The sequence below is a fragment of the Cohnella caldifontis genome (genome assembly GCF_029360585.1).
Classification (GTDB): Bacteria; Bacillota; Bacilli; order Paenibacillales; family Paenibacillaceae; genus Cohnella; species Cohnella caldifontis.
Genome location: NZ_JAQZSJ010000011.1, coordinates 20689 through 33606 on the forward strand (window position 1 = coordinate 20689; position 12918 = coordinate 33606).

The 12918-nt window shown below is 58.9% G+C and carries 13 protein-coding genes and 1 tRNA gene; 11 read left to right on the top strand and 3 right to left on the bottom strand.

Features of this window, described 5'->3' with window-relative positions:
• The first annotated feature begins 2 nt into the window (after positions 1-2).
• The 7 genes from trxB (at position 3) to PTZ19_RS15810 (ending at position 6255) form a co-directional block, all read left to right on the top strand.
• Entirely contained in the window at positions 3-953 is a 951-nt protein-coding gene (trxB, locus tag PTZ19_RS15780; protein ID WP_276356037.1) for a thioredoxin-disulfide reductase, read from the top strand.
• A gap of 175 nt (positions 954-1128) precedes the next feature.
• Entirely contained in the window at positions 1129-2082 is a 954-nt protein-coding gene (locus PTZ19_RS15785) for an ROK family glucokinase (RefSeq protein WP_276356038.1), read from the top strand.
• Positions 2083-2164: 82 nt separating this feature from the next.
• The gene (gene rapZ / locus PTZ19_RS15790; protein WP_276356039.1) at positions 2165-3058 is read left to right on the top strand and encodes an RNase adapter RapZ; all 894 of its coding nucleotides are present in this window, start codon (positions 2165-2167) and stop codon (positions 3056-3058) included.
• A gap of 4 nt (positions 3059-3062) precedes the next feature.
• A complete protein-coding gene (locus PTZ19_RS15795) occupies positions 3063-4046 on the top strand; it encodes a gluconeogenesis factor YvcK family protein (protein WP_276356040.1) in 984 nt (327 codons plus the stop codon).
• Positions 4047-4051: 5 nt separating this feature from the next.
• Entirely contained in the window at positions 4052-4987 is a 936-nt protein-coding gene (whiA, locus tag PTZ19_RS15800) for a DNA-binding protein WhiA (protein WP_276356041.1), read from the top strand.
• Positions 4988-5086: 99 nt separating this feature from the next.
• A complete protein-coding gene (locus tag PTZ19_RS15805; RefSeq protein WP_123042820.1) occupies positions 5087-5356 on the top strand; it encodes an HPr family phosphocarrier protein in 270 nt (89 codons plus the stop codon).
• Between the two features lie 131 nt (positions 5357-5487).
• Positions 5488-6255 carry an SIMPL domain-containing protein gene (locus PTZ19_RS15810; protein WP_276356042.1) on the top strand — a complete coding sequence of 256 codons (768 nt, stop codon included), beginning with the start codon at positions 5488-5490 and terminating at the stop codon, positions 6253-6255.
• 148 nt (positions 6256-6403) lie between these two features.
• Here the strand turns inward: PTZ19_RS15810 and sda are convergent, their stop codons facing one another.
• Together sda and clpP are read right to left on the bottom strand one after the other, a co-directional pair.
• Positions 6404-6661, bottom strand: a complete 258-nt coding sequence (gene sda / locus PTZ19_RS15815) for a sporulation histidine kinase inhibitor Sda (protein ID WP_276356043.1) — start codon at positions 6659-6661, stop codon at positions 6404-6406.
• Positions 6662-6896: 235 nt separating this feature from the next.
• On the bottom strand, positions 6897-7478 hold the full coding sequence (clpP, locus tag PTZ19_RS15820) for an ATP-dependent Clp endopeptidase proteolytic subunit ClpP (protein WP_276356044.1): 582 nt from the start codon (positions 7476-7478) through the stop codon (positions 6897-6899).
• Between the two features lie 240 nt (positions 7479-7718).
• Here clpP and PTZ19_RS15825 point away from each other — a divergent pair, with 240 nt between their 5' ends.
• The gene (locus PTZ19_RS15825; RefSeq protein WP_276356045.1) at positions 7719-8786 is read left to right on the top strand and encodes a DUF3231 family protein; all 1068 of its coding nucleotides are present in this window, start codon (positions 7719-7721) and stop codon (positions 8784-8786) included.
• 146 nt (positions 8787-8932) lie between these two features.
• On the opposite strand, the gene PTZ19_RS15830 is transcribed toward PTZ19_RS15825, so the two are convergent.
• Positions 8933-9007, bottom strand: a tRNA-Arg gene (locus tag PTZ19_RS15830).
• A 228-nt stretch (positions 9008-9235) separates the two neighbouring features.
• On the opposite strand from PTZ19_RS15830, the gene PTZ19_RS15835 reads away from it, so the two are divergent.
• The 3 genes from PTZ19_RS15835 to PTZ19_RS15845 all read left to right on the top strand — a co-directional run bounded on the left by PTZ19_RS15835 (position 9236) and on the right by PTZ19_RS15845 (position 12902).
• Positions 9236-10258 carry a sugar-binding transcriptional regulator gene (locus PTZ19_RS15835; protein ID WP_276356046.1) on the top strand — a complete coding sequence of 341 codons (1023 nt, stop codon included), beginning with the start codon at positions 9236-9238 and terminating at the stop codon, positions 10256-10258.
• 72 nt (positions 10259-10330) lie between these two features.
• Entirely contained in the window at positions 10331-11335 is a 1005-nt protein-coding gene (gene gap / locus PTZ19_RS15840) for a type I glyceraldehyde-3-phosphate dehydrogenase (protein ID WP_276356047.1), read from the top strand.
• A gap of 385 nt (positions 11336-11720) precedes the next feature.
• Complete coding sequence (locus PTZ19_RS15845) at positions 11721-12902, top strand: phosphoglycerate kinase (protein WP_276356048.1); 1182 nt, start codon at positions 11721-11723, stop codon at positions 12900-12902.
• Positions 12903-12918 lie beyond the last annotated feature (16 nt).

Genomic DNA, 12918 nt, shown 5'->3' on the forward strand with positions numbered 1-12918 from the left:
CCATGTACAAAACCATCGTAATCGGAACGGGCCCTGCCGGCTTGACGGCGGCCATTTATCTGGCGCGCGCCAACCTGAATCCGCTGGTCATCGAAGGCCCGGAACCGGGCGGACAGCTGACCACCACGACCGAGGTCGAAAATTTCCCCGGCTTCCCGGAAGGCATCATGGGGCCGGAGCTCATGGCGAATATGCGCAAGCAGGCGGAGCGCTTCGGGGCGGAATTCCGCACCGGATGGATCAACTCCGTGGACACGTCCAAGCGGCCGTTCACATTGTCCCTGGAAGGCGGAGAAACGCTGCAAGCGGAGACGCTGATCATCTCCACCGGGGCTTCCGCCAAATATCTGGGCATCCCGGGCGAGCGCGACAACGTCGGACGCGGCGTCAGCACCTGCGCGACTTGCGACGGCTTCTTCTTCCGCGGCAAGAAAATCATCGTGGTCGGCGGCGGGGATTCGGCGATGGAGGAAGCGAACTTCCTGACCCGTTTCGCTTCGGAGGTCGTGCTGGTGCACCGGCGCGCCGAGCTGCGGGCTTCCAAGATCATGCAGGACCGCGCCCGCGAAAATCCGAAAATCACTTGGATGCTGAACCGTACGCCGTTGGAAGTCCATGCGACCGGCATGGGCGTGACGGGGCTGAAAGTGCTCAACAACGAGACCGGGAAAGAGGAAGTCATCGAGACCCAAGGCTTGTTCGTGGCGATCGGCCATACGCCGAACACCAAGTTCCTGGGCGGCCAGATCGAGACCGACGAGATCGGCTACATCAAAGTCAAACCCGGTACGAGCGAGACGAACGTTCCCGGCATCTTCGCCTGCGGGGACGTGCAGGATAACCGTTACCGCCAGGCCATCACGGCTGCGGGCAGCGGCTGCATGGCGGCGCTCGATTGCGAGAAATTCCTGGAAGGTTCGGCGGTTCACGACTGGTCGGCGACCCTCTCCTGATTGCGCGATTTCAAAACAAAGGAGACCGGAGAAACCTCCGGTTTCCTTTGTTTTACCGGGCTTCCGCGGATCGGCATTCGATCTTGACCGCTGGGGTCCGTTGCCTTATAGTGAGTACAGTAGCTTTAAGACGGCAGGGCGTCCTGCGACTTTGAACATTGAGGTGTGCCTGGAAATGTCGGATCACATTCACGTAGGCGTGGATATCGGCGGAACCGCGATCAAAGTAGGCATCTGCAACGGGAACGGCGATCTTCTGCAAACCTATGAAGGGCCTACCGAAGCCGATCAAGGAACGGAACGGGTCCTGGACAACATCGCGAAGTACGCGCGGCATATCGTGGAGGAATCCGCTGCTTCCTGGGACCGGGTGGCGGGCATCGGCATCGGCATCGCCGGATTCGTCGATTTCGACCGGGGGTTCATCCATTCTTCGGCTAATCTTCCGCTGCTTCGCAACGTTCCGCTGAAGGACCATTTGGAAGCGGCATTGAGTAAAAAAGTACGCGTCAACAACGATGCCAACGTGGCCGCGCTCGGCGAAGCATGGGGCGGAGCGGGCCGCGGGGTGTCCAGCGTCGTCTGCTATACGCTGGGTACCGGCGTAGGCGGCGGCATCGTCGTGAACGGTCGCTTGATCGAAGGCGCCACCGGCATGGCCGGGGAAGTCGGGCATATGTCGATCGTGCCCGATCTGGAGGCGATCCAGTGCGGCTGCGGCAAAATGGGCTGCCTGGAGACGGTCTCCTCGGCGACGGGGATTATCCGGATGGCGAAAGACGCGGTAGACCGAGGGGATCGGACTTCCCTGTCGGTCCTCGAGCAGCTGACGGCCAAAGACGTCATCGACGCCGCGAAGAACGGGGATGAGGTCGCCCAGCGGATCGTGTCCCGCGCGGCCCACTACCTAGGGAAATCCATGGCGCTCGTTTCCGTCATCGTGAACCCGAAGCGGTTCATTATCGGCGGAGGCGTGAGCAAAGCCGGCGAGTTCCTGTTCTCGCAAATCCGCGAGGCGTTCCAGAAGTGCGCGCTGGAGAGGGCGCAGGACGGCGTCGACATCGTGGCGGCCGAGCTCGGCAACAACGCGGGCGTCGTCGGCGCCGCCGGCTTGACGCTTCAGGACTAATGGATTCGCAAGCGGCGCCTGCTCCGACGCGAAACGTTCGCGCCGCGCAGGCGTCCTGTCATTTTCGGAAGGGGGAGCGGGGATGGAAGGACACGGATCGACGCCGACGCTGGTGATCATCACCGGGATGTCCGGAGCGGGCAAGACGATCGCGGTGCAAAGCTTGGAAGACTTGGGCTTCTTCTGCGTGGATAACTTGCCGCCGGTGCTCATTCCGAAGTTCGCGGAGCTGATCGAGCAGTCCCAGGGGCGGATCGCCAAAGTCGCGCTCGTGATCGACCTTAGGGGCCGCGAGTTCTTTACCGCCTTATCCGAGTCGCTCGGGTATCTGAAGGAGCATTACACCGTCCATTACGAAATCCTGTTCTTGGACGCGACCGATTCGGTGCTTGTTCAGCGTTACAAGGAAAGCCGGCGCCGCCATCCGCTCGCGCCCGAGGGGATGCCGCTGGAAGGCATCCAGAATGAACGGAAGCTGCTGGAGGACCTGAAGGGATGGGCCACCCAAGTGATCGATACCAGCAGCCTGAAACCGGCCCAACTGAAGGAGAAAATCGTCTCCCGGTTCACGAATCTGGACCGGAGCGCGCTCTCCATCAACGTGACGTCCTTCGGGTTCAAGTACGGGGTCCCGATCGACGCCGATCTCATTTTCGACGTCCGGTTTCTTCCCAACCCGCACTACGTCGAGCAACTGCGGCCTCGCACCGGGCAAGAGCCGGAAGTATACGATTACGTCATGAAGTGGTCGGAGACGCAGGTGTTCCTGCAGAAGCTGCTGGATATGCTGCAGTTCCTCATTCCGCAGTACCACAAGGAAGGCAAGAGCCAGGTAGTGATCGGAATCGGCTGCACCGGCGGCAAGCACCGTTCCGTGGCGATCGCGGAATACTTGGGCAAAATGCTGGCGGTCGGCGAGACGGAGACGGTGAGGGTTCACCATCGCGACGCCGAGCGCGAGCGGGAAGGCAGGTGACCGAATGGATGCGAGTTTGAAGCCGCGCAAACCCCGGATCGTCGTGATCGGCGGGGGCACGGGCTTGTCCGTCATGCTTCGCGGCCTCAAAATGAAGCCGATGGACATTACGGCGGTCGTCACGGTCGCGGACGACGGCGGAAGCTCGGGCATCCTGCGGGAAGAGCTGCAAATCCCGCCGCCCGGCGACATCCGCAGCGTGCTGACCGCGCTGTCCGACACCGAGCCGCTGCTGTACGAAGTGCTCAAGTACCGCTTCAACAACGGGTCGGTCTTGGCGGGCCACAGTCTGGGCAACCTGATATTGGCCGCCTTGACCGACATTACCGGGGATTTCGTCACCGGGATTACGGAACTAAGCCGGGTGCTTGCCGTACGGGGGCGGGTGCTCCCGGCGGCGAACCAGGCGATCGTCCTGAAAGCCGAGATGGCCGACGGCTCCATCGTCGTCGGAGAATCTTCGATCCCGAAGGCCGGCCAGTCCATCCGGCGGGTCTTCATCGAACCCGCCGAGGTCGAGCCGCTGCCGGAAGCCGTGGAGGCGATCCGCGAGGCGGACGCCATACTGATCGGACCCGGCAGCCTGTACACCAGCATCATTCCGAACTTGATCGTGCCCAAGCTGGCGGAGGCGATCGTAGCCTCGAACGCCGTGAAAATTTTCGTGTGCAACGTGATGACCCAGCCCGGAGAGACAGACAATTATGCGGTGTCCGACCATTTGGACGCCATTCATGCGCATATCGGCCATCATTTATTCGATTATGTCATCGTGAACGACGGCGAGATCCCTCCTCAAGTCCAAAGCCTCTATGCCGAGCAGGGCGCCCATGCGGTCCATCTGGACTTAGAGGAGGTCACCCGCCGGGGGTACAAGGTCATCGCTGACCGGCTCGTGCTGTTCCGAACTTATTTGCGCCATGACGCCGCGAAGCTTAGCGATCACATTTACCAGCTCGTGGACAATTGGATGCTGCGAAAGGAGTAAGTCCGATGTCTTTTGCGGCCCAGACCAAAAAAGAATTGACGCTCGTGGAAACCGAATCCTGCTGCGAGAAAGCGGAGCTGTCCGCGCTCATCCGGATGAACGGCACGGTTTCCTTGACGAACAAGCGGATCGTGCTGGACATCTCCACCGAGAACGCCGCGATCGCCAGGCGGATGTACACGCTGCTCAAGCGGCATTTTTCCGTTCCGACGGAATTGCTTGTCCGCAAGAAAATGCGCCTGAAGAAGAACAACGTCTACATGGTGCGGGTGCCCGGCGGGGTGGAGGAGCTGCTCAGAGAGCTGGCGATCACGACGGAAGGATTCCAGTTCCACCCGAGCATCGACAAGGAATTGATCAAGAAGCCTTGCTGCAAACGGGCTTATTTGCGCGGGGCGTTCCTGGCCGGAGGCTCGGTGAACAATCCGGAGGGCTCGTCCTACCACCTGGAAATCGCCTCGATGTACGAAGAGCACTGCCGCGCGCTCGTCGAGCTGGCGAACAAGTTCCATCTGAACGCCCGGTTCATCGAACGCAAGAAAGGTTTTATTCTGTACATCAAGGAAGGCGAGAAAATCATCGAGTTCCTGAACATCATCGGGGCCCATCAAGCGCTGTTCAAGTTCGAGGACGTCCGCATCATGCGGGACATGCGCAATTCCGTGAACCGGATCGTCAATTGCGAGACCGCCAACCTCAACAAGACGATCGGCGCCGCGGTTCGCCAGATCGACAACATCAAGCTGCTGGAGAAAGAAGTCGGGCTTGAGAATCTGCCGGAGAAGCTTCGCGAGGTGGCGGAAATCCGCCTGAAGCATCCGGATATCAACCTCAAGGAAGTCGGCGCCATGCTGAAGGGGCAGGTCAGCAAATCGGGCGTCAACCACCGGCTGCGCAAATTGGACGAATGGGCGGAAAAAATCCGGAACGGCGGGGCATAAGCGTATGGCGCTTTTGTTCCCATCAATGTTATAATAAGGTGTGAAACCATGAACGTACGTAGTGGGAGTGCCGAATTCAGATAGGGGGTAGCCGTTCCAATGACGAGACAGCCGGTGGTTGTTCGGCTCAAAACGGGGCTTCACGCCAGACCGGCGGCGCTTTTTGTGCAGGAAGCCAATAAATTCTCCTCCGACGTCTTTGTCGAGAAGGACGATAAGAAAGTGAACGCCAAAAGCATTATGGGAATTATGAGCCTCGCCATCAGTTCGGGCACGGAGGTCTCCATTAGTGCGGAAGGTTCCGACGCAGAGCAAGCTGTAACCGCTTTAGTTCAGCTGGTCAGCAAAGAGGAACTGGAAAACCAATAATCCCGGCAACTGCGCTCAAAGCTCCCGTTGGGGGCTTTTTGCATTTTTTCGGGAACTTGGGGTTAGGCTGTAACCTTTTATGTCCATCCTGCGTCCATAGGGGAAATGGAAGGAAAGGGGATTGCAGGAAGATGAAGCACAAAGGGTGGAAGCTGACGGCGCTGGCCGTCGCGGCGGTGCTGGTCGGTTGGCTGGGGTTCGCCCAGAGCGGGGCCGGCGTCGCGAAAGCCGAAACGGGGGCGGTCCAGACGGGGACGGCGCTGAATACGATCACGGTGAATGCCGGCGGTTCGGTGAAGGTGGACCCGGATATCGCGTACGTGAACGCGGCCGTAGAGACCAAAGGTTCCGCCGCCGGGGAGGCGCAGAAGGCGAACGCGGAGAAGTTCGCGGCCGTGGAGAAAGTGCTTTACGAGCAGTTCGGCCTCGGCAAGCAGGACGTGCAGACGACCGGGTTCTACGTGCAGCCGGAGTACAATTATACCGAAAAGGACGGACGTAAGCTGACGGGCTACACGGCGGTTCATTCCGTGAGGATCGGCTACCGCAAACTGACGGAGATCGGCAAGCTGCTGGATGCCCTGTCCGCAGCCGGCGCCAATCGGATGGACGGCGTTCAGTTCGGGACGGAGAAGTCCGACCAATATGAGCGGGATGCGTTGAAGAAAGCGATGGCGAACGCGGAGGCCAAGGCGAACGTGCTGGCGGCTTCGGCCAACCGGCAGGTGAAGGGCGTAATCAACATCGTGCAGGGTGCTTCCGCCGCGCCTCCGGTCTTGTTCATGAACGAAGCGCAAGCGAAGACGATGGACATGGCGGGAGCCTCGTCCGCGCCGACTTCGGTGCAGACGGGCCAGATCGAAATCAGCGCCAGCGTCACCGTTCAGTATCAGATGTAAACGGAAGACGAGCAAAAGGACGGTTCCCCGATCCGCGGAAGAGCGGATGACGGGGACCGTCCTTTTTGCAGATGAATGCAGAAAGAGCAAAAACGCCGGCTCCGGACGGGAGCGGCGCAGAGAAAGCGTTATCCTTCGTTGCCGATGATCAAGCTTCCTGAAAGTGCTCGAGGTGGCGCATGGCAATGGCTTCTTCAAGCAGTTCAATGAATTCGCTCGAGAGATTCATTTTTTTGGCTTCGCGGTAAACTTCGAGCAGATGCTCGTCTTGCAGAGGGCGAAGCAAGGATGCTTTATCGCTTAAACGGCGGGCCGCCATCAGCTGGACGGACGCGTCGTTGGACGACGAAGACTGGACTTGCTCGGCGAGCGGCTTGAACCACTGCGGGTAGGTGCGTTGACTCATGGCGGAGATCCTCCCATACGATCGTTCCTAGGAGAGAACAAGAACTGGAGGTTAATGGTTCAACCTCTCTAGTAAGAATATCACGGATCGTTCGGCTGGTAGAGGGGGGATTCAAAGATTTGAATTCTTCTTGACAGCATGATAATTGTATGTTATCGGAGTGTAAAAATGAGGCCGTACGCCGGCTTTGAGCGCCTGCGTACGGCCTTTTTTACGTCGCGGTTGGGCGGAGGGCTTAGATTTTCTCGATGACTTTATCGATCAATCCGTATTCTCTCGCCGTCTCGGCTTCCATGAAGTTGTCGCGGTCCGTGTCTCTCTCGATTCGCTCGAGCGGCTGCCCCGTCCGATCGGAGAGAATACGGTTCAGCTTATCGCGCAGCTTCAGGATGCGGCGGGCGCGGATCTCGATGTCGCTGGCCTGCCCTTCCGCGCCTCCGAGAGGCTGGTGGATCATGACTTCGCTGTTGGGCAGCGCATATCGCTTGCCCTTGGCGCCTGCCGCCAGCAGGAACGCGCCCATCGATGCGGCCATGCCTACGCAGATCGTGGACACGTCGGGTTTGATGAACTGCATCGTATCGTAAATCGCCATGCCGGAGGTGATCGATCCGCCCGGGCTGTTGATGTACAGGCTGATGTCCTTCTCCGGGTCTTCGGCGGCCAAGAACAGCATCTGGGCAATGATGGAGTTGGCGACGACGTCGTTCACCGGGGTGCCGAGGAAGATGATGCGGTCCTTCAGCAGACGGGAATAGATGTCGTAGGCCCGCTCGCCGCGGTTGCTTTGTTCGACGACCATAGGAATAAAGCTCATGTTCAAGTCCCTCCTTCAAGGAAATGGTTCGCTTGGTTCCTCCATAATATCCAATTGCCGATCAAAAGTCAAAGTTGGTCAAATTAATCTGGGGAACCGTACTTCGGCGTTGGCGGGGGAACCGGACGTAGAGAAATGCCGTTGCGTTTTGTGCGTCGAAGCGGCTGAAATCGTGTGGGTATGCATAATTCTTTTCCTATTGCGAACTTTAAGAAAAATTTGTGGAATTGAGGTTCAACGATGAGAACCATTCAGGCTCCTAATCAACCGGTCCCCGCGCCGAATATTCACCCGAAGCCGAATGCCAAGGAAAAATTGACCTCCGCCGAGCAGGCCAAACTTTGGACGACGTACGTGGGCAACTCGATGGCCGTTCGCGTGCTGAGCTATTTCCTGCAACACGTCGACGACCAGGACATCAAGCACGTTTTGGAAAACGCATACTCCATTTCCGAGCAAATCGTGGAGATCATCAGAACGGTCTTTACGCAAGAGAATCTTCCCGTCCCGTTTGGGTTCACCGAGGACGACGTGAACATCGGAGCCGAGCGGTTGTTCACGGATGAATTTTATCTCCCCTATTTAAAGTACACCGGCAAAGCGGGCATCAGCATTTACGGAATCGCGGTACCGCTCATGACCAGGCCGGATATCCGCGAATTTTTCACGCAAACGCTCGATTCCACCGTGAAATTGATGAATCGGATCAACCAACTTCTTGAGATCAAAGGATTGGCGGCCAAACCTCCGTACATCCCCTATCGCGACAAAAACGACTTTATCCGCAAGCAAAATTATTTGAACGGGTTCTTTGGGGACGTTAGGCCGCTGCACGGTTTGGAAATCACCCACTTGTTCGAGAACGTCGAAAACAACGCGACAAGCAAAGCGGTGCTGATCGGTTTCAGCCAAGTCGCCCAGTTGGAGAAGGTAAAGTCCTATTTCCTGAGGGGCGAAGAAATCGCCGCGAAACATTACGATTTCTTCAGCAAGGCGCTCGAGAAAGAGGATTTGCCCGCGCCGCCGTTACTCGACTCCTACGTAACGACTTCGACCTCCCCTCCGTTTTCCGATAAGCTGATGATGAGCCATAAGCTGGACATGTACTCCATGCGGGTGAGAGCTTACGGCAACGCATTAGCGTTCACGACCCGGCACGACTTGAGTCTGAAATACGGACGGCTGCTGCTGGAAGTAGGCAATTACGTGGAGGACGGGGCGAATATTTTGATCTCCCACGGCTGGATCGAAGAACCGCCCCAAGCCGTTGACCGGCAGGCGCTGGCCGCGGAATCGAAAGAGCGCTGAGGAATAACGGACTTCAGAAGATCGCCCGTGATCCCGCCTTGATGACGTAGCGGGGCCGGCGATCTTCTTTTATGAACTCGCCCGAGAACGGCCGCAATAAAAAAACCGCCCGTATAGAACGGACGGTTGTGCTCAATGCTGTTATTTGGCGCGCCCGTAGGGAATCGAACCCCAATCTCAGGCTCCGGAGGCCTGCGTCATATCCGTTGGACCACGGGCGCACATTACGATATTCGAACAGCAAAAGTTATTATAGGCGATGGCGAACGAAAAAGCAAGCAGCAGAAAGTGGGAAATTCGTTCGAGCTGTCGAGGCTGTCGGAACTTGCAAGTTTCTGAACAATTCGTTACAATATCGGTGGGACCAAAAAAGAACATGCGGGACATTTTACGTCCAGCAATTCGCATTCATCCCGAAACCATCCGAAACGGGGGGACGCCGGCACCGAATGCGAAACCTTCTCGAAATCCAGAAAAAGCTCGTGCCGGACATGATGGAGATTTTGCAGAAACGCTACGACATTCTGCACCGGATCTCCACGTCGGGCAAAATCGGCCGGCGCTCCTTGGCGGCGGAAGTGGACCTGACCGAGCGGGTGCTTCGGTCCGAACTGGAGACCCTGCGCGCGCAAGGACTCCTGAGCATCGGGACGGACGGAATGGCGCTCAGCGAGGCGGGCAAGCGGCTGCTGGAAGACATGAAGCCGCTGGTGAAAGAACTGTTCGGCTTGTCCGAACTGGAGGAACGGTTGCAGGCCGCCTTCGGACTGAAGCGCGTCGTGATCGTTCCGGGCGACTCCGACGAGTCCGACCACGTGAAATGGGAGCTTGGCCGCGCAGGCGCGCACGTCTTGCGGGACAGCATGTCTCCCGGCGACGTCGTGGCCGTGATGGGCGGATCGACGATGTTCCGCATGGCCGCCCAATTCTCCATGCCGACCGCCCAGCGGGACAACTGGTTCGTCCCCGCGCGCGGAGGCCTGGGGGAAAGCGTGGATTACCAGGCGAACACGATCGCATCCGAGCTCGCCAAGCGGACCGGCGCCAGGTACCGGATGCTCCACGTGCCGGACCATTTGAGCGAAGAGGCCTACCAGTCGATCATGCAGGAGCCCGGCGTCCGGGAAGTCGTGGACATGATCCGCGGCGCCCGCATCGTGGTACACGGCATCGGTGACGCCATGACCATGGCGCGCAGGCGCAAGCTGGTTCCCGAAACGATGGAGGAAATCCGGAAGGATGGGGCGCTCGCGGAGGCTTTCGGCTATTATTTCGACCGGGACGGCAAAGTCGTCCATCGCATGGCGACGGCCGGCCTCCGGCTGGAAGACATCGAAGCGGCCGGCGTCGTGATCGGCATCGCCGGCGGGCGAAGCAAGGGAGAGGCGATCGCTTCGGTTCTGCGCTTCGGCCATGACGATATTCTGGTCACGGACGAGGCGGGGGCGCTCGAAGCGCTGCGCCATCATTGAAGCATGTGGTCTGGACGCGATTTCGCGTCTGACATAGATCAAAAAGAAACCATTCCTAAGGAGGACCTTACCATGGTGAAAGTAGGCATTAACGGATTTGGCCGGATCGGCCGCAACGTGTTTCGCGCAGCCCTGAACAACCCGAACGTGGAAATCGTCGCCGTCAACGATCTGACCGACGTCAGCACGCTGGCCCATTTGCTGAGATACGACTCCACGCACGGCCGTCTGAACGCGAAAGTGGAAGTCGCGGAAGGCGCCCTGATCGTGAACGGCAAAACGATCAAGGTGTTCGCGGAGCGCGATCCCGGCAACCTGCCTTGGGCATCCGTCGGCGCTGAAATCGTCGTGGAATCGACGGGGATTTTCACCGCGAAGGAGAAAGCCGAGCTTCACCTGAAAGGCGGAGCGAAGAAAGTCATCATCTCCGCTCCGGCTACGAACGAAGACATCACCATCGTCCTCGGCGTTAACGAAGACAAGTACGATCCGGCTCAACACACGATCATTTCCAACGCGTCCTGCACGACGAACTGCTTGGCGCCGTTCACGAAAGTCCTGCACGAGAAATTCGGCATCGTCAAAGGCATGATGACGACGATCCACTCCTATACGAACGACCAGCAAGTGCTCGACCTGCAGCATAAAGACCTGCGCCGCGCGCGCGCCGCAGCCGAGAACATCATTCCGTCCACGACGGGCGCAGCGAAAGCCGTCTCCCTCGTGCTGCCGGAGCTGAAAGGCAAGCTGAACGGCATGTCCTTCCGCGTTCCGAGCCCGAACGTATCCGTTACGGACCTCGTCGCCGAGCTGAAAGTGAACGTGACGGTCGACGAAGTCAACGCCGCGCTGAAAGCCGCTGCAGAAGGCCCGCTGAAAGGCATCATGAACTACTCCGACGAGCCGCTCGTTTCCCGCGACTACAACGGCGACCCGGCTTCCTCCACGATCGACGCGCTGTCCACGATGGTCGTCGAAGGCAACATGGTGAAAGTCGTTTCCTGGTACGACAACGAGTGGGGCTACTCCAACCGCGTGGTTGACTTGGCAGCCTACATCGCGTCCAAAGGGCTGTAAGTTTAAGGGGTTCCTTTACAACCCGCTTTTTCGCCAACCCCCCTAAATCCCCCCTTCCCCGGAAGGGGGGACCCCGAGGCGCTGCGCCCTCTGGACACCCGCATGACGTCCGAGGCGCGCGCGAGGTACATAGGTGGAGGGAGAGAGTTGGGAACGCCCGAGGTGCGTGTGAAACATGGAAATCTGTGTATGCTAGATAGCAAACGTCCCGGATTGCGCCGCAATGCCGGGACACGTTGTGCCTGAGGGCTGGGTAGGGCTGACGAACCGGATGCCTTGCGGCATCCAGCTTCGTGCCTAAAGGCCGAAAAGTTGAGGGTTGGACGCCTGTCGGCGTCCTGCTCCTGACCGTAAAGGCTAAATGCAGTTTGGAGGAGGCATTCCAATGAACAAGAAAAGCGTTCGGGACGTTGACGTCGCGGGCAAGAAAGTGTTCGTGCGCGTCGACTTCAACGTGCCGCTGGAGAACGGGGCCATCACGGACGACACCCGGATCCGCGAGACGCTGCCGACGATCCGCTATTTGATCGAGAAAGGCGCGAAAGTCATTCTCGCCAGCCATCTGGGCCGCCCGAAGGGCGAGGTCGTGGAAGAGATGCGCCTGACGCCGGTTGCCGCGCGTCTGTCGGAGCTGCTCGGCAAGCCGGTCGTCAAGGCCGACGAAGCGATCGGCGACGGCGTGAAAGCGAAAGTCGCCGCGCTCGCGGGCGGGGACGTATTGTTGCTTGAGAACGTGCGGTTCTATCCGGGCGAAGAGAAGAACGATCCGGAGCTCGCCAAGGCGTTCGCGGAGCTGGCCGACCTGTACGTGAACGACGCGTTCGGCGCCGCTCACCGTGCCCATGCTTCCACCGAAGGCATCGCCCACTACCTGCCGGCCGTATCCGGTCTGCTGATGGAGAAGGAGCTGGACGTTCTCGGCAAAGCCCTGAACAATCCGGAGCGCCCGTTCACGGCGATCGTCGGCGGCTCGAAGGTGAAGGACAAGATCGACGTCATCAACAAAATGATCGAGATTGCGGACAACATCATCATCGGCGGCGGCATTTCCTATACCTTCTTCAAATCGCAGGGCTATGAAATCGGCCTCTCCCTCTGCGACGACTCCAAGCTGGAGACGGTGAAGGAGTTCGTCGAGAAGGCGAAGAAGCTGGGCAAAAAGCTGTATCTGCCGGTCGACATCGTCGTCTCCGAAAGCTTCAAGGAAGCGGTCAACATGGAAATCGTCGGCATTGACGGCATCCCTTCGAACAAAGAAGGCGTCGACATCGGGCCGAAAACCCGCGAAATCTACGCCGACGTCGTCAAAAACTCCAAGCTGGTCGTCTGGAACGGACCGATGGGCGTGTTCGAGGTGGATGCTTTCTCGAACGGTACCCGCGCGGTCGCGCAGGCTTGCGCCGAGACTTCCGCTTACACCGTCATCGGCGGCGGGGACTCCGCGGCCGCGGCCGAGAAGTTCAAGCTGGCCGACAAGATGGACCATATCTCCACCGGCGGCGGCGCGTCGCTCGAGTTCATGGAAGGCAAAGCCCTTCCCGGCGTCGTGGCGCTGAACGATAAGTAAGAATACGAAAGCGGGT